This window comes from Rhizobium sp. NZLR8 (genome assembly GCF_019685025.1).
In the GTDB taxonomy this organism is placed as follows: domain Bacteria; phylum Pseudomonadota; class Alphaproteobacteria; order Rhizobiales; family Rhizobiaceae; genus Rhizobium.
Genome location: NZ_JABDVY010000004.1, coordinates 104518 through 122745, shown reverse-complemented (window position 1 = coordinate 122745; position 18228 = coordinate 104518). Strand labels below are relative to the sequence as shown.

Below are 18228 nucleotides of genomic sequence, written 5' to 3'. Positions count from 1 at the left end.
ACAGCCCTCCCAAGGCGGATATGCCCTCACAGGCGACACTCGTCGACCAATACGGTCGAAACACGAAATAGTGAATTATACGTGAGGATGATTACCGCCGGTTGACGAGGTCTCCGCCACCGACTCGACCAATCTGACAAGTTGTGGGATGGAGGTAGCTCCCATCTTCCTGATTGCGTTGCTGCGATGTATTTTCACGGTAATCTCGCTTACACCCAGCTCGAAGGCAATCTGCTTGTTCATCTTGCCGTCGACGACGAGCAGTAGAACCTCCTGTTCGCGCAGCGTTAGGGTTTCGTACCGATGGCGTGCGTCGGCTACCTGGTCACACTCGGCACGTATCTTTCGATCTTTCTTCAGCGCCGCTTCCACCGCGTCGAGCATATCCTGTTCGCGGAAGGGCTTTGTCAGGAAATCGACGGCACCTGCTTTCATGGTTCGCACTGACATCGGGATGTCTCCGTGCCCGGTCATGAAAACGATTGGCATTCTAACGTGCCGTTCGGCGAGGACGTCCTGAAACTCGAGACCGTTCATACCTGGCAAGCGGACATCGAGCAAAAGGCAACCTGGCTCGGTGTACTGCCCGGAGCCGAGGAATGCTGTGGCGCTAGCGAAATGTTTTGTACGATAGCCAACAGATCGCACGAGACTATCGATGCCCTCCCTCATTGCGACATCATCGTCGACGACAAAGACAGTCTCAGTTGGTTCGGGGGTATTGGGTTGCATGCCGAACATTCTTAGATATAGCCTGCATTTCAGTCAATAAATGTTACTTATCATGAACCATCACGATCCCGCTATTTCAGATCGAGTTCCAGCACTCATCTCCTTCTTCGACAATGACTTTGTCTGCCGCTATGCCAATGGATTCCATAGAGCATGGTACGGCTGCGACCCCTCCTGTCAGATCGGGAAAACAGCGGCGGAACTCTTTGGTCCCGACGTCGCTGCCAAAAGCGCTGAGCACCTGACCCGGTTGGCTGTTGGAGAACAAGTTACCTTCCTCGCCGATATTCAACACTTCGACGGCACAGCTCACTCAGCGTCGGTGCGCTATGTGCCACACGTCCAAAACGGCAAGATGACGGGGTTTTATGCGTTCGTGTTCGACATGGACGACCAGCAGTACATGTTCGAGAGCATGTTTGGAGCATCCGCGGTCGGATATTGGGAACTTGACTTCCGTGGCGTGAAGAAGTCTCTGGAGACGATCGCTGCGAGCGGGTGGCATGATCCCATTCAACACCTCTACGACAATCCGAGGTTTATGCGGCAGGCGGTAGACAATGTGCCCGTCCTCAACATGAATAAAAAGGCACGGCAGCTGTTCGGAGTAGCCGAAGGGGATATGCAAGGGCTGATGCTCGGACGGTTTGTTCCTTCGGGCGCGGAATCGGTCGTAGCCGCCAACCTCATCGCCTACCTCCGTGGCGAGACCAACTTCGAGAACGAGACAGTTCTCAACACGCTCCAGGGGCAGCCGATCGAAGTGCTGATATCGGCCAGCTTCCCGAAAAAAGATGGCTTCTGTAATACCCTCACACTGGGCACGGTCGACATTTCTTATAGGAATGCCCAGGACCGCCGTCTCTCCCAACTTGAGGCTGAGTTGGCGCACTCTTCACGCGTTTCCACGCTTGGACAGCTAACGGCCTCTATCGCCCACGAGGTCAACCAGCCTCTCGGCGCGGTGATGACGAACGGTAACGCCGCCCTGAGATGGCTAAACCGAGATGTTCCCGATCTCGAAGAAGCGCAGGCTGCCTTGCGGCGAGTGATCAGCGAGGCAGAGCGAGCCGCGGAGATCATCCAACGGACCCGGTCGTTGGCAAAGAAAGGCGAACCCATCCGAACGGAGTGCGACCTGGGTGACCTTTTGGCCGACGTGGAAAAGCTTGTTCATCGAGAGACGACAAGCATGGGCTGCGAGCTGAAGGTGGAGGCGCTTCCTTCCGCCGTCTGGCTAACCGTCGATCCTATCCAAATCCAACAGGTCCTTATAAATCTCATCGTCAATGCGGCCCAGGCGATGCGCGGGCAGCCGGGCCGTCGGCTTATTCGTTTGAGTACCTCCATCAGCGGCGAAAGTGTTAGATTGCAGGTTAGCGACAACGGACCTGGATTCAATACTTCATCCGCCGATTGCCTCTTCGATCCGTTCTATACGACCAAGGGCGACGGCATGGGAATCGGGCTTTCGGTCGCCAAGACTATCGTAGAGGCCCATGGCGGCTCCATCACCGCTCGCATCGACGGGAGTAGCGGATCGATCTTCGAGTTTACCATTCCGCGGCTCGAACGATAGCGTCGACGCATCCAGATGAGATCGCGCTTATGCTTTTGCGATGGCAATATAAGCCGGCAGTCATTGGAGTCTCGACTGGCTGGTTACCCAAACGCAGTTATCCGCCACACTCCGATTCCGTGCTGTTGGACGCCGCTGGGTTTGACCTAAAACATGCCGGTATGACCTAAATCACCCAATCTCGCGGGGCGAAATGAGTGGCCACCGCGCGTTCGCGTCGGCCGTTCCGGAGGCCCAAAGGCCGGCAGGCAGGCTTCCGGAAGGCCGTCAGGCCTGCGCGAGATTTGGCCGATTGATCGCTTCGTTTACTTGAACATCGGCCCGTTTGCTGCCGTTGATGGCAGAGCGGCAAGCGGCGCTATGCCTTCACTACGAAGGGATTGACGCCGCCATATTTCCGGTGTGCCATTGTTAGATCAGCCGGAACACGGCAAAATCGGAAGTCAACACCTGCCGATTCAGGCGGCTGTTAGAGATGAGCCGTCCCGCTCTGCGGCTCAATTCGCAGTTTATAATGAACACCATTTCCGTAGGCTTTTCTCCCGGCCATCTGCCTTCACGGCACCTTGGCCGGCGCTATGAGCCGTTCAATGGTTTGTCACTTGCAGAGCTCCGAGCTGCCATGGACACAGCAAAGGAGCTCGAAATGCCGCCCATCCCCCACCCCGATCTCATCTGCCAACTGTCTGCGCGGCGCGGTCTCGCGTCTCCCACCCAAGACATCGCCAGCAGCAAAGAACAAACATGGTGTGCCGTTCGAGCCGCCGCCGATGCATACCGCAGTCCGAACGTCTGGAGCGCCTGCGCCGACTGCGCTCCCTTATAGTCGATGCCCATGACGTCCGTGATAGCGGCCATGTGTATGATCTCGGAGATCGACTGAACGAGCTGGAGCTCGGCCACAACTTCAAAGCGGATAGCCGATATGTGTCTCAGCTTCCCATGGAGGTCGCCTACATCCATTTTGGGTACTCTCCTCACATGGAGTTCGGCAACGGCAGATGGTTATGGCGTTTACATCCGGAAGATCGCCGATGACCGAGGCGACGGTATGCTCTTTACCTTCGTCGGAAACAACCTGGCGACAAATTCCATAAACTCTGCCCCGACATCAGATCAGCTCTGCGAGGCCAGCAACTGTGTATCCGCCTTCGTGCCGGCGGAGGACGACCCGAGACGTGTACTCCATAGAGCCGCAAGCTATCGAGGCGAACCAATGCTCGCGAAAACGCTGAGGAATATTAGCGCGGCCGAAGTTGCCATTTATGGCCTTTCCATGCTTTCACCTTTGAGACCAATCGCGAAAAGCTGGACCCCTTGAAGTGTATAGCGTGAACAGACGCAGGCCCCGCGTTGCAAGTCGTTGCATCTGCCCGGGCCTCGGAAGCGACCGTCACCGTCACTCGCATTAAAGAAGTCCCGGGCGTCGAGAAATCGAAGCTCGGCGTAATCTCGATTAAATTGAGCAAGCTCGACGCGCTCCTCAATCACTCCCTTGCCGCTATCCTCGGCATTGCGATCACCGCGTTCTTTTTGCTTGTCGAGCTGCGGAGTGTCCTTAGGGAATAGGCACTCCTACGCCGAACGGACCGCCAGCATAGGAGAAAACGTGGCTGTTCGGATTTCCGTGTGGAATAGGCCGAGTTCGATCATCCGCTCTTGATTGGGTGGATGTGCTTTCTGGTTGTGATCGATTTTCACCGGCGTTTGACGGCGACACTGTTCTCGCAGTCTCACGGGGATATTGGCTCGATCATGTTTCCTTGCAGACATTTCCATTCCATATCGTTGCTGCGGACAAAGCGCTGCCTTCCTCCGTGAATTCCGTCGCGTGTTCTCGGCCGCATTGCGTACGGCCTCTGCAAACGCAGTTTCGAATGGCGTCACGCTGAAGCACAAAGACCTGCGCAATCTCGTCAAGCAGCGCTCCGCCGGTGGTGCGGCCGATGCCTGGATTCTTCACTGCGCAACGCTGGAAGGGATGGACCTGAGAAAGGCACGTTCCAAAGGCGGCATGATCTTCGGCACACGTGCAGGGCTAGAGCGGGGTCGAAAGGGGCTGATCACTTCTGACGAGTGGCGCAACATGCGGTTACGCCCCCTTTGCTCGCGTGGGGACAAGACCTACGCAGGCAATCGTCACTTCCGTCTCTCGCTGGACGGGCGCACCTGCAGCGTCCGTATGCAAGTGCTGGTCGGTCGGACCAGCAGTTGCAAGAAACGGAATACTGAAGGCACTTCATTGGCAAGGTGGCAAAGGGCGGTAAGTAGCTTATCACATGCCGTCGGTTCGCGCGCAGCAGGACAAAGCCGCGAGCGCTATCGGACCAGCGCCGATAGCGTCTATCAAATGAGGCGTCGGTTTCAGGAAAGTGACTTGATAAAGTTGTCCCAATCCGGCCCCTTCTCTTTTGCAGGAAGCTGAATCGGTTTGACGAATTTCTGATATGCATCGAGGATGCGTTGGTTCGTAAAAGTAGCCTCATCGATGTTCCCGTCCTTGAGCATTGGGCCCAGCAATCCGGCACGGCCGAGTTCGACTATTTCCTTATTGAGGCTATCGCAGGTGTTGTAACAGGCAGCGTTGTCGTTGATGAGCTTTGCGCCGCTGTCGTATATCGACCGCATCAGCACGTAAAAAGTGACGTACTTGACGCTGTCTTTGGAGCTCGACGTTTTCAGCGCTCCGACGGTCTTCAGCCCCATATCAACGCCTTTGTCGATTATGTCCGCAGCGAGCGTGGCGCTGCACGAGGTTGTGCAAGCGGTGTATGATTCAAGCGCTGACCGAAGCTCCTTCTTATACGCAGAAGCGTCCTGTGCAAAGCTGCTGCTTGCTAAGAGCATCGCAGCTAGTCCAGCGGCCAAAACGAGCCTTTGAACTGGAGCGGAAATCAGAATTGTCGATTTGCTGCGCATTTTCACCTCCACAGCCGACTTTCACATACCGTGCAATCAAGGCTATCACCGCTGGCCACCGAGGAGCAACTAGCTCAAAGGTTGTAGCCACCGAGCGGTCGAGCTCTTGGGTCGCCGCGAAAATGGAGGGCGCTGTCCAACCCTTGCTTGGACGATGTCGGCGATCCCATACCAGCGCGTCAAGTGCGCATACGTCGCTCGCTGACCTAGCCGCTGTTTAAGCGTCCATGGTAATCGGCGAGGCAGAGTCCCGGTGCTCACGCCGCTTCGCTTCCGCCCAGAATGAGGTTCCGCCTATGAGTACACACTTCACGAATTGACGTCAGACTACAGTATCTATTGGTCAAATGAAGTCGCGATCGAAGATCGTATGCCTAACTGCCTACACCGCGCCGATCGCCAGGTTGCTTGACCCCCATTGCGATCTTCTCCTGGTCCGCGATTCGCTTGGTATGGTCGTGTATAGCTTAGAGACCACGGTTGGCGTTACTCTGGAGATGATGATCGCTCACGGCAAGGCGGCCTGACGTGCTGTCCAGCATGCCTGCGTCGTCGTCGACCTGCCTTTCGGAACCTATCAAGAATCGAAGGAACAGGCCTTTCGAAATTCCATGCGGGTAATGAAAGAGACCGGGTGCGACGCCGCGAAACTTGGAGGCGGCGCAGAGATGGCAGACACGATATCCTTCCTTGTTTCGAGAGGTGTCCCGGTTCTCGGCCACGTTGGGCTGATGCCCCAACTCGTTAATGTCGCCGGCGGCTTCCGATCCGTCGGCCATACGGAGAGTGAAGCTGAAAAAGTGCGCCGAGGTGCGTTTGCAGTCGCGCAACCTGGAGCATTCGCTGTTGTGGTAGAGGGCACGGTCGAAACGTCGCACGAGAAATAACCCAGGCTATCTCTGCGCTAAAAAAATCGGTATCGGCGCATCCGTCGCATGCGACGGCCAAATTCTAGTCTCGGATGACATACTCGGGCTTTTCAACCAACTCACGCTAAGTTTGTTAAACGCTACGCGCACCTCGGCCCAATCATTGCCGCGGCGGTCGAACAGTATTCCGCCGAGGTGCGAGGCGGGCTTTTCCCAACCGAGCAGCCCGTTTTCACACCCCGAAGAAAGTGAGGTCGTCGGCCAGATGGTGCCAAGGAGGGGATCACCGCGCACCAGTATGCTTGTAGAATGCAGCATCTGATTTCACTGATGCTTAAAATAAATTCATGACCTCTTCGAAGTCCATAACAAACTATCGTGGAATCTACGTATATCCAGTTATTGACGCCGCACCACTCCGCATGCAACGTATTGGCGAGATTGCCGCATAGTATTATCGTCTACTTCGACGGAGGATTGTATGCTGCGCTTTTGTTTTCCTGCCTTTATACTATTGTTCTCTTTCGCCCAACCTTCTGACGCCAGGGCAGCGCCTCGGGATTGCGGAAATCTCGGAGAGGTGTCCGCCATTTGCCAAATGCTTGCCTCTGAGCCGGAAGAAGAAATTCTTCCGGTGAGGGCGATCGGAGCGCTGAGCGCTCTCGTCGCGGCGCGATTCGAAGGTGGCGAGGGACTAGAGCTAGCCGTCGATACGGCTTTGCTCAAAGCGCTTCCCGCGGACGTACAGACAAAGTGTGAAGCTGCCGCGAACGAGGCTGAGGCAATCGGTGCGCACGACGCCAAAATCCTTTGTTTCCGCCCCTCGTGCATAGCCAAAGATGCCGAGCGGCCTGCCCTGTGCAAGCCTTTCGTTGGTCTTTCCCAAGACACCGTTTCCAAGGTGCGGAAGATATTCTCCCGGGACGTCACCTGTGGTGCCGGGACAGACTGCGTTTCCGTAGCGCCTGAGGCGTTAGAAGCAATATTGGCCGTTGACATGCTTCGAGACTTTCAAGCCGCAGTCATGGCCGGAACTGAGGGAGGCGTGTGCAAAGGCTTCAAAGAGGATGCCTGTGTGCAAATCCTGTGGAACCTCGTAAACATAACGATCAAGGCCTATCAGGACGGCGCGCGACTTCACTACATCGCCCAATCCATCGGAAACTCCCAACTCGCAAACGCACCTGGGCTCCGCTCGGCGATCAATAGTTTCGAGACCCTGTGGTCCACGGTTGAGAAAAGAGCTGCCGATCAAAAGACCAAAGAGAATGTCACTCTTTTTGTTTTGGCTCCTGGAGTGCGGGAAGCCTTGAGTAAAGCGGATTCCGCAGCCGTCAACCTTCGTGCCCAGTTGACGAAGATAGTTGAGGATCGAAGGCTGGTCGCGGCAAAAAAGATACTTGAGGCAGGCAGTGCGCTCTACACCCAAGCCAGCTCGGAACCAATTCTGGCGATATTCAAAGACGACTGGAAAGCGCGTGGATTCGTTGACATCGGTTCGGATTTGACGCCGCGGCAGGCTGCGGAACTCATTCGCGATTTCGGGACAACGGTCGACAAAGTAGCTTGGATCCTCAGAGCAACACCCGGATTGCCCGCCGATCCGTCGACCGGCGTCGAAGCTATGGCTTGCACAGACGGAAAGACCTCTTTCGATCTCCAGAAGGGCCAATTCGACATGTGCTACCAAAAGGTGGACGCCAATCTGCCGCCGGGTAGACTAGTCGGCCTAAGGTATTCATTTGTGCCGTGTGCGCCGAACTCGGATCAAGACGATTGCCAGTACATAGGAAGCCTGTCGCTCTTGGTGAGCGTTCCTACTCCGGACGCCCAAAAAAGCGCGGTGGCAGCGCTTGGCCTTGGGGCGAACAAGATCCGTGCGCGCTTGGATGCCGGTCAAGTCCTACGCATCAGCAGCCTCGTGCCCAAGGTGAGCTATGACCAGGCGTCGGCTGATTTGCAGGCGCTCGTCGACCGTCTCCTTCCAAGCCCCCTCGCTGCTCAAGTAAGTGAGATACGCCTAGACGACGGCCCTACCATAAGCTTCAGGCTGGCCGCGGGAACGGCCTTGGCGGAAAAGACAGTCTTCAAGATCACTGTAACGCCGAAGGGAATCCTACTTGATGACAAGGCGCTTAAAGACGAATTGGTCAAGGTCGTCGCGGATCGGGTCGGCGCGAGCCTCAAAGGCAAGACGTTAAGGTACGGGGACGACCTTACTCTTTCAGTCGACGATGCCACAGTCGTTACCAGCGATCCCGCATGCTTGCAGCGCAACACTCCTGAGCTGAGCATACTGGTACGCGCCGATACGAAAATTGCCGGCGCTCCCGTGTTCGGCCAGCTGTATTCGTGTGGGACCGACTTCAGGCTGAAGCTGAATCTTAAACAAGACCTTCTTCTTACAGCCTTGGTACGCAAGTTCGACGTGGCTCCCGGCAACGTCAAAATCTACTTCGTAGGAGATCGACCGCACGCGCTGATCACGTTGGAAAAGACCGGATGCACCCACGAGGTCGATGTCGACATTCTGGCGTCAAGCTCCCAAAACATAAATGATCTCGTCAAGAAGTTCGCTGCCGAGGAAGTGAAATGCCATGCCGGGGACTTTGCCTCTCAAGCGGATTCTTTGTTGAAGCAGTTAGGGTTCTACCAAACGAAGGACAGCGGCGTTTACTGCACGGCCTCGATCGCGGAAATCGGGTCAATCTGCGTGCGCGACGTCACAAACCCCAGTCAGGATATGTTCACAGTCGTTGAGGATGAAAACCTCAAGAATAGGCTGAGTGCGAAACTCCAGTCCGTCTTCGGTGCCAAGTCACAGGTTTCCGCGCTCAGTGTCACGAAAAGCGGCATTGGCATCACGGCGAACATCGACGTGCCTATGCTCGGCTTGGTGAAAGATGTGAGTGCCAAGGTCAACGCCACGGGCGGGTCGGTCGGGGTCGACCTGAATATCTATCCGGCGTTGAGAGCTGCGATCAACGACAAGGCGGCAGTCTATCTCCAAGGAGTGACATTGAAGGCGGCAGGCGTCGAAGTCTCGAATCTCGCGTTGGCTGGCGAAGATGCCTCTAGATTGGCCGTCACCGGGAAGATATCCTACGGCGGCATCCCAGCGGACATCGAAATTCAGCTGATGCCGAACCTCAAGTTCAAGCCTTCCGTACCCAATGTCGGCCTTGAAATCCTGAAACAGCTGCTGGGACCCATAGGGAAGCCCGGCACCTTCGATGTTGCCATCGGGCCGGACGGTATCCCGATTCTCACCGGGAAAGTCGAAGTCTCTCTCCCCATCGAGGGAGTGCCGTTGACGGCGTCCACGACGATCACTGCCCGGGCTGGCGGGCCCTTGCGCTTCAACGGTCCCGTCTCGTTTGTCTTACCAGGGTGGTACACGGTCAGCTACGTAGACATCGGCCGAATTCGCGCCAGTCTCGATCTGAACAAACCTCTCGAGAATATCACGGTGGGCGCTTCGATCGCGCTTCCAACAGGCGAGGCCACCTATGACATCGCGGCGGTCGATGCCGACCTGACGATCGGTTCGGAAGAGTTGACGTTAAAGGGCACTCTAAGCCTGCTGAAAATGCCGCTAGGCCAAACTGTCGGCATTTGGAAATTCAAGCAGGGGATACTCGACATCGACGTTAGCGGCGGGGCGGCTTCGGACATTCTCCCACTACCATCGGGGCATCTGACCGTAGACGGTCCCGCTTGCGCGGTTGTCGGCACAGCCAGTGCCAAGGTACTGGGAACGAAACTCGTAAACGTGGACGCGGGCGTTTTCCTCGGTAAGCCGTGCAACGCCAGCGCGGCAAAGACGGCGTTGGTCACCTCTCTTATAGAAAAATGCGGCGGGCGCGGGCCCGCGGGAGAGGTGTGTCTCGGCGGCAAGGCAAGCTTCGGTGATATCTTGAACGCGGAGGGATTGCTCGTCGCCCGCCTCGATCAACTCATTCCCCGTATCACGGGAAAAATCGACCTGCGAAACGTCGCCAACTTCGATGTATCGGTGAACGCGGCACAGGCGGCCTTCCGCACGAAAGTTCTCGGCTTCAGAGTGAGCCTCATCCTACCTTCGGTAGATGGTCTAAACGAGGATTTCCTCAGGCGGTTGATCGAAAACCTGCTGAAACCCTCAATCGATCTATCGGCTTTGGCAAAAGGCAACATCACAATCGCTCCCGCTTCCAAGGCGGGGTCCGGGGATGACTCGACAACATCGTCCGGGCAGTCTTCGGGCGAAGAGAATGGCCAAGACGGCAAGACTACGCCATCAGCCAACAAGGGTACAACGCCCACGTCGTCCACTCCGCAGCAGCAAGGTGGCAATTATAAATGGCAGCCGGGTAAAGCTCTACCAAGCATAAAAGAAATCCCGGGAACCGGTCTCTTCAGGGTGATGGTCACGATAGGGGGCTCGACGTTCCCAGAATATCGTTATGCCTTTCAACAGAAGGACGCTGAGGATCTAGTTTCCGGCAGCATCGGCCTGCCAAGCGTCCCGACGGTGTTCAAGGACGACAAGGCGTATGTCGTGGCCTGTACCTCGTGGCCGTGTCGCCTCGACGCATTGCAGGCCGTAAGGGCGTACGACACCTCCGCAAAAGCAGATGCGCCTCCCGCGGAGCGTATCGACCTCAAATTGATTGACGCCGAGAAACCCCTCCTCGTAGATGGCACAGGCGTTCTTGCCGCCGCGGGTCAGTCTTATTTCAATCTACCCTCGCTGGTCTCGTTCCTCGCCGACAGACAACTGAACGAGCGCCCAGCTGTCGCGAAGATATACTGCGTACGTCGCGAAGCCGCGTGCAAGCTGGCTCTAATCCAAGATCAGGATCGCTACTTCCTTTCGGACACCAGCCCATGGGAAATCACCGAGCTGGAAAAGGGCTCGATCGCGCAGAAAGTATACGCCAAGGCATGTCCCTCCGCTCCCTGCAGCATCCAGCCGCTTATCGATAATCTGGATGCTTTGATGTCCCGGTCGCACCTGATTGTACAAGGTAGTTCACCGGATGATGGATTGCCGACGGCTGTGGTGATGAGCTCTTGGAAGGACGGCAAGGATAGCCGAACAATCATGAAGCTAGGTCCAAATCTGGAAGTTCTCGGGACCGCGCCCTTCAACTTGTCTCCTTCGTCATGGGAGGCTGCGGAAAAAGCCCCCGCGATCCATCCGGCCTTAAGCGCGGTCGTGGATGCCGCAGCGGCCGACATCCAGCAGTCAAGTGACTTCCAAGCGGAAACCAACCTGCCAACCTACGCGGCCCTCTTGGATACCGGGGCAGGAACGATCTGGTCGTCGCTTCAGATGGGCGACAAAGCCTGCATCCGGAAGAGCAAAACATCGGATATGGCCGCGAAGATCGCCGAATGGAAAGACAACGATTTCATCAACGCGCAGCACGCGGACGTTCTTACCGCGGCCACTGGAATGCGCACTCTGGTCAGCGACTTCGTCCATCCCTTTAGAAGCGTGGCTGCATTTCGAACAAACCCTCTTCTCCTCCAAGGAGATCCGACGAAGGATTGCCCCAAATGAATGTTGCCAGCTCCGTTCAGGCCAAACCCAAGAAACCTTTCAGCGTCAAAGACTGGGCGGCCAAAAAGCCGCTCGAAATCGAGGGAAGGGTCTGGGCCGCCATATGGGTAATCTCGTTCTTGTTGGCGATGATCGTCTACTCTTCGATCGTGTTCTACACATTCCGGAGTGTGAACTCCTCACTCTTGACGGTGCCCCCTCAGGCGGTGGAATTTCTCAATCGAGACACAAGCTGCGGCGATCCGAGCGGAACGTCGCAGGCTGCCGACGATTATGCGCACATCTTCGGGGTCCAGGACGAAAACGCCATCAAAGCCCTGAACCAAGCTCTCTGCCTTGAGACCATGGGAACGAGCCTCGAGCCAAAGATGGTTCCCGCGCTGAGTCTAGCGATCCGCCTCGTCTACGGCGAAGGGCAATGCAAGGCTTGCGAAGACGAATGTTCTGCCTACTGGAGGGACGACGTTGCGAGACGTCTCGCGGGAACGTTTCTGAGAAGTTCCAAACCACTTCCCAGCGACGAGAAGGCTTGCGCCAAGCTCAAAGCGTCAAAATTCGTGGATTTTCTGCGGAGTTGGCTGTTCCCGAATAAGCCGGAGCCGAGCGGCGCGCCTGAAACCGCCCGCCGGCTCATGGGCGTCGACGGATGCTTGGGCGATCAGACGCGCGAAATCTGCACAATGGTCACCCGCCTCTTCCAGGCCGCAGTCGATCATCCGTCCGTGCGGGCGGCGAGAACCGGAATGAACATGTTTTGGGGGTGGGAACGACTGGGAGTCTATTGGCTGGCTTTCGTGGTGTTCTTCGCGCTGCTTTATCACTCCCTTGCGCGACAAAATCTGGAGCGCCAAAAGGAATGGCTGTCGAAAGAGCTGGACGTCAAAAAAGCAATCAATCTTTCTTCCATCCAAAAGAGTCTCATCAAAAGCTTCCCTGAAGAGGAAGCTCATCAGGCAACTCCAGATCCGAATTCTCCCCAAGTCGGCAATCTTCCCAAGGCGATCACCCCTGTCTTGGATCTCGTGAACGCCGCCGTCAATGATCACACCAATAAGGTGGGCCACAACGATTTGGATGCCCGGGTCAGCGCAAATACTCATCAGATCACGCATGGCCGCGTTGCAATCGACCTTCTTATCACTGTCTTCCCGGTTATCGGTTTCATCGCAACGCTCTGGGGATTGATAACCGCACTCTCCTCCGCCAACTTGATCGCATCGTCCCAAGGCGACGAGAAGAACGCGGCCGTTCTTCACGTTACCGCGGAACTCAGCTCCTGCTTTTCGACAACTCTCCTCGCGCTAACACTGATGACGATATTCGCGATCATCAACGTCTTGCAGGCTAAGAAGGAAGTGCAGCTGGTTACTGAACCTCACTATCATTTGCTTCGTGCCCTCAAGTCCGCCAAATCTGAACAGCAAGGATAGGTGCGATGTCCGTAGGATCTACCGGCGGGAGCGGAACGTCCATGCTCCTCATCCTATCCGCTATCGACCTTTTGTCTTCCGCGTTGATATGTGGATTTCTTCTGTTCGTGACGCTGGTAGGTGCGGATACCAGCAACGCCGACACGATCTCCGACACCGATGGATCGGGTGACGGAATTGCGGTGCTCGAGCTGCTGAGCGTCTCGGGTAATGCGAAACTGAAAGATCATCGCACCGACAACGCTAACGTTGCGCCAGTCGAGAGCGACATCGAAAGACGATTTTTCAATGCGGAACACGTCTCAAACAAAGGTTTTCTAATTCCGAACAGCGTCAAGTCGGTGACACTTGCCGACATTGACCAGAATGTAGTCCTTCGGATCTATCTTCCCGGGAAGGAACCAGTCGAACTGTTCCTCCGCTGTGATCCGGCCGGGGAGCCCGTACTGCTGATCCTCCAACCGCTTACGCTTCCGTCGTCTTGTCGACCGGGGGCCGACAGCCCACAGTTCAGTCTGGTCGCCGGAAGCACAGTACTTCTCCCCAAGGACAAGGTGTTATCCGGATTTCCAATCGCGACGCCGACTCCGTTTGGGGCGGCTAACCGTTTTGTGCTAGACAAGCCGGAGATGCTTCCCGCGGATGTGACGGTATGGGCGGTGGCGCTATGAACGGAGGTTTCGTTCTCGCCCTGGGTCTTGCAGCCATAGACGGTCTCACGTCGGCCTTCGTCGCAATGCTCATAATGGCTCTTGTCGTTGCGGGCGGCAATGGCGGTGCTTCCGGAAAAGAAACCGACAAGGCACTTATAGTGACCATCGCCAAGCATGCTCCCGTCAAACTCATGGTTCGGCTGGCAGCGGGCGATGGCAAGCCTGTTCCCGTGTATGCGCTTGATCAAAACACCTTCCAGACGATCGACTTATCGGCCAGTACGGAAGGCGGCAGGATTCTGTGGAGAGACTGCTCGGTCTCACCGGGCGGCGGTTGCACTGCCCAACTGATTATCGAGCGGCCGCAAGACGGGCAAAAGTGGACGTTGCAATTCGCGATAGCCACGACGGATGCCGAACTGACCGAGACGTTATCTCGACCTGTAAAGCTCGATCTCAAAATGGCCGGCGGCGGTGCGGTGGGCAAGGCAGCTCTGTGTTGGGACAGCCTTGCCGCCGGTTGGCAAAAGGTGGTGTTTTTTACCGCCAGAGACGGAATCTCGGGTGGGACGTGCCAAGGGTAGGATACGAGACCGAGTCAAGCAAACTATGATTGAACGGCGACCGGACGAGACCGGCCTGCACATCTGTTTTCAGAGCCTCTAGTCTCCCTTCTTAGGCTTGAATCCAGATAGAGTTTTGCCAGCAATTGACGCCATTATCAGATTACGAGCCATCTCCGCCGTCCTGGCTTCGGTAACCGCCTCAAGGTTGTCTTCGGATAGGCCGACCAAGTCGGTGGCAGACAAATCCCCAACGTCGTAACGCGTTTCTGCAGCCGCATGAAGATGCGGCGCACCAATGCCTTCCTAACCGCATAATCCTCCGCGCGATCAATGACATCGCGGATGATCGGGATCTCATCAAGTTTGATTTGCAACATCTCAATCAACTCCTTGGTCTTGCTCGGGCCACGAAGGACGAGCGCGATGACGAAATAGGCGACAGCAAATCGAGCTTCCGTACGCCTTGTTTTTAGTGCCGAGTTTATCTTCGCCGCGACTTCCTGCCAGACGTTATGATGCACTTCCTCGAAGCAAAGAACACGCAGGATCCAGTCGAAGGGCTGCGGGCTATCTATAAGCTCGGCGCGGTGAGCGGCCGTCCCGACACGCTTCAGATCCTTATACCTGTATGATAGCTGCAATCCGTTCCAAATTAGCGGAGGCTCCATAGCCTTGGAAGTGCCATTACCCACGTAAATCAGTATCTATTCCAGCGGCACTGGCGTTTTGAAGTCCTTGGAGAGCCGCTCTTGCAATCGGTAAAAATACCCAAACATCCGCCAAGGCATTTCGCGCTGTGCTTCGGTTTGGACTGCCTTCAAGAATAACGCAGTCAGCTTTTCGGGTTTTCCAGTCGTCTAGTTCGACCGAATGAGCTTGACCCTCCGGAAGACCCAACATCTCTCGAAACCGAGACTTATGCGGGAAGGTCGTATTTCGGTACCTGCGTTTCGGATAGCTCATCGAAAAGCGCTTGATAGTCTGTCATTTTTGCCTTCGAGAATTTTGTTCTGAGCAGAGGAGACGTGCAAAGGAAACGGGTTGATCGTGGGCCATTGTCACCTGAATTCGGTCGGTTTCTCCGATAGCCCTGCCGCCGAACGTGCGTTCGATAGTGATCGGACCAAGTCCCTGAAACTTTCTCCGATCGCCGCCGCATCCATTTCTTAGCCTTTCAAAATCCCGCCGGCGGCGATGACAGCGTCCGGGGTGTCCACATCGAGAGTAAGCGCCGCCTCGATCACGAGCAATAATCTGGAGTGGGGATTTTCCCGCAACCAGGCCTCCGCCATCGCTGGCTCACGGTCCGGGGACGCATCGGTCGCCGACGCTCCAGGTCACATACGATCGTGCCATAGCGATGATTGCGCCGCCAGGCCCAGTCGTCGATGCCGATCCCGGGGGTGGTATCGATGGCGGTAGCCCTTGCCTGCGGATAACTCGTAGCAAGGTGTCGTTACTGACGGGAAGCATCAGCCGCTATAGGGACATCATACCCGCGTATGATCCGATCGGTGACGGAACAAAAGCGTAGTTTCGCCATGGAGACCAATTGAAAATTACGGAATTGTAGCAAATGCCACAATCCACCGCGAAGGCTTGCGACGAGCGGCGGCATGTTCAGCAGGCCAAAATGTCAATGGGCTGGCTTCCAGACGGAGCCAACCAACGGCTGGAGATGAAGGTACTTTCATCTCCAGCGTCGCCATGATTCAGGTGTGGCCTATCGCCTTCTCGGTGCTCCCGCCATCGCGCCGCCGGTACCATCGCCGCCGTCATTGTCGTCGTCATCCACGAAGTCCACGGTTCGTGGCAGCCTAAGGCGATACCCTTCCCTGTCGCTCACTTCTGGAAGAACGAAGGCATTGGTTTTGCGGAGTACAGAGATTGCCCGTGGAAGCGACGACCACTCGATGGCCTGCGCGTAGCGCTGCGCGAAGTCGTGAGTCCTGATCAGGGCGTCTGGTACGCCGTGGTTGCTCATCAGACGAAGGCTCTCGAGGTAGTTCGATCTGAAGACCGTGGGGATGATGATCCTCGTTTCGCCCCCCCGAGAGAGTTCTGCGTTCATCATGATACGGGCTGAGCGTCCATTCCCGTCCGCGAACGGATGCACCTCGGCGACGAGGAACATCATGAAGATCGCCCGGTCGAGAGGCGTGTCCAACCGTTGATAGATTTGAAACCCCCGCTGGAGGGTGCCGACCACCTCCTCTGGACGGACAAACGTCGTCGAGCCGGCTTTGTTGTCTGCGGTTTTGAATTCGCCTGGACGCTTTTCCGGTCTGCCCTCCATGATTTTGGCATGCCGACGCTTCAACAACTTCGTGAACTCTTCGAAGTCCGTCGGGACTCGTCCCATGTCCTCGGGATCAGAGAGAACGGCGAATGTGCCGAGAATGTCATGAGCGTCGGCGGGACGGTCATCGGGGATTGCACCATTGAAAATGATGTCCTCCGCCTCGTCGACCTCGAATTCGGTTCCCTCGATGAAGTTCGAGAAATAGGCCTCGAAAAATGCGAAGTTGACGACCTCGGATGCCGCGATCCGCGATGTTCGAGGAAGTTGTGGCCCCATGCCGCGAAGGCCATCATGCAGGGCCTCGAATAGTTTGACGCGGTTCGTGTCGAACGGCGTGCCTGAGGCGAACGCGATAGCAGAGGGGGCTGTCAGAACAACATCACGGGTGCCGAGGAGAGTGCCGATCATGCCGTCGAGTTCTGCAGCTTCATCCGACAAGCCGAGCGATTTCCCAGCGTCCTTGATCCGATCTCGAAGGTGGTTCAGGCCATCCTCGCCGTTGCTTCGAAGGTACTTTGTGAGTTGCTTCTCGATCTCGAGACGGGACGCGGTCCGCGCGACGCCAGAGCGGGCACGAGACGGACGCATGTTTTCGACGAACGCTCTTGCGCGTGACGAGCAGTACAGGCCGTCCCTCATCAGAAAATCTCCTTTGACTCTTCCGGTTCCGGTCCTCGCGTGGAGGCTTATCCCTGGCAGCTCGACACTGCGCTTGGTGTCGGCAACGAGAAACACCCTGCCGTCTCGTGCCGGCTTCATCTCAAAAGCTGTGCGATCAGCGACCAAGCTTCCAGGGAAATAAAGCGCCGCGATCGTCCACACGTTCTGCCGGATCAAATCGGACGGATCACCCTGGAGGTGCGTCGTATGGAGTCGATTGCCTAGTGGCCGTAGCTTGTTGGCGGCAACCGCGCGCGACACCCGTAGGGAATTTTCCGTTGTCGATAGTACGAAGTCAGGGAACTCTGCCAACTCCTCCTCCTCAGGCACTCGTACTGACCGATTTTGAAAACTTTCACGTTTTTTGGCCGATCATTGAAAACTTTCGCAGCTTAACGAAGTTGATGGGATAAGACGTTTTCCCGACTTTAACAACGGGCAAAATTAAGAGACCGAAAACTTTTCAAAATTAACGAGGCGGTTATGATAACTTTTAAAACTTAGAGGCGCGGTACCATTTGGGACGGGGGCGGCAGAAGAGTTCCGTGCTCGAAGTTTCTCGACACGCAGCTTCCCGTCATGCGTCAAGGGTATTCCAAATCACGAGGTGGGGCGCGAAGGAAGGGTATCTCGTCCCTCTCCCTAGCGGATGCCACACATGAGCAAGATGCAAAATGTCATAAAAACGGTAAATAGGTTTGTGTAAGGAACCCAAGGGAATATGCGCTTTGGCTCATGATATTTAGGAATTCGCAATTTGGGCGGAGGCGGACCATAAGGCCCTTCGCCTTTCGCCGAGAAGTATAACTTACCAACGCCTATATGGATGAGAAGCGCGAGCGCTGGGGCCCCGACCACTATGAACAGCCATTTGACGATCGGAGCTGCTTCGACGGGCCGAGTCAAAACAGCGACCGCTGCGGTTAAGTCCACCTGTCGGGCCTTTACTACAACAAAGACAGTCATGACG

The 18228-nt window shown here is 56.1% G+C and carries 10 protein-coding genes and 2 pseudogenes; 7 read left to right on the top strand and 5 right to left on the bottom strand.

Annotated features, from left to right (window positions below):
* Positions 1–75 precede the first annotated feature (75 nt).
* Positions 76–732, bottom strand: coding sequence for a response regulator transcription factor (locus HJB89_RS11050; RefSeq protein ID WP_259672029.1), 657 nt, complete (start codon positions 730–732; stop codon positions 76–78).
* 52 nt (positions 733–784) lie between these two features.
* On the opposite strand from HJB89_RS11050, the gene HJB89_RS11045 reads away from it, so the two are divergent.
* A complete protein-coding gene (locus tag HJB89_RS11045; protein WP_221149832.1) occupies positions 785–2311 on the top strand; it encodes an ATP-binding protein in 1527 nt (508 codons plus the stop codon).
* A gap of 1353 nt (positions 2312–3664) precedes the next feature.
* Entirely contained in the window at positions 3665–3880 is a 216-nt protein-coding gene (locus tag HJB89_RS11040; protein ID WP_221149830.1) for a hypothetical protein, read from the top strand.
* 795 nt (positions 3881–4675) lie between these two features.
* Here the strand turns inward: HJB89_RS11040 and HJB89_RS11035 are convergent.
* Positions 4676–5230, bottom strand: coding sequence for a hypothetical protein (locus tag HJB89_RS11035; RefSeq protein WP_221149828.1), 555 nt, complete (start codon positions 5228–5230; stop codon positions 4676–4678).
* Between the two features lie 365 nt (positions 5231–5595).
* Between HJB89_RS11035 and HJB89_RS11030 the strand changes: the two are divergent.
* From HJB89_RS11030 to HJB89_RS11010, 5 genes and pseudogenes are all read left to right on the top strand, one after another.
* Positions 5596–6351, top strand: a pseudogene (locus HJB89_RS11030) (3-methyl-2-oxobutanoate hydroxymethyltransferase).
* A 328-nt stretch (positions 6352–6679) separates the two neighbouring features.
* Complete coding sequence (locus HJB89_RS11025; protein ID WP_221149827.1) at positions 6680–11647, top strand: hypothetical protein; 4968 nt, start codon at positions 6680–6682, stop codon at positions 11645–11647.
* Complete coding sequence (locus HJB89_RS11020; protein WP_221149826.1) at positions 11644–13077, top strand: MotA/TolQ/ExbB proton channel family protein; 1434 nt, start codon at positions 11644–11646, stop codon at positions 13075–13077. The genes HJB89_RS11025 and HJB89_RS11020 overlap by 4 nt, the downstream gene beginning before the upstream one ends.
* Before the next feature lie 41 nt (positions 13078–13118).
* Positions 13119–13748: a hypothetical protein gene (locus tag HJB89_RS11015; protein WP_221149824.1), complete on the top strand. Its 630-nt coding sequence runs from the start codon at positions 13119–13121 to the stop codon at positions 13746–13748.
* Positions 13745–14314, top strand: coding sequence for a hypothetical protein (locus HJB89_RS11010; protein WP_221149822.1), 570 nt, complete (start codon positions 13745–13747; stop codon positions 14312–14314). Before HJB89_RS11015 ends, HJB89_RS11010 begins: the two co-directional genes overlap by 4 nt.
* A gap of 137 nt (positions 14315–14451) precedes the next feature.
* Here HJB89_RS11010 and HJB89_RS11005 read toward each other — a convergent pair whose 3' ends face one another.
* The 3 genes and pseudogenes from HJB89_RS11005 to HJB89_RS10995 all read right to left on the bottom strand — a co-directional run bounded on the left by HJB89_RS11005 (position 14452) and on the right by HJB89_RS10995 (position 17570).
* Positions 14452–14937, bottom strand: a complete 486-nt coding sequence (locus HJB89_RS11005; RefSeq protein ID WP_221149820.1) for a hypothetical protein — start codon at positions 14935–14937, stop codon at positions 14452–14454.
* A 583-nt stretch (positions 14938–15520) separates the two neighbouring features.
* Positions 15521–15775, bottom strand: a pseudogene (locus HJB89_RS11000) (ISL3 family transposase); the annotation flags it as partial.
* Between the two features lie 244 nt (positions 15776–16019).
* Positions 16020–17570 (bottom strand): Fic family protein, encoded by a 1551-nt coding sequence (locus HJB89_RS10995; RefSeq protein WP_221149818.1) that lies wholly within the window; start codon positions 17568–17570, stop codon positions 16020–16022.
* Positions 17571–18228 lie beyond the last annotated feature (658 nt).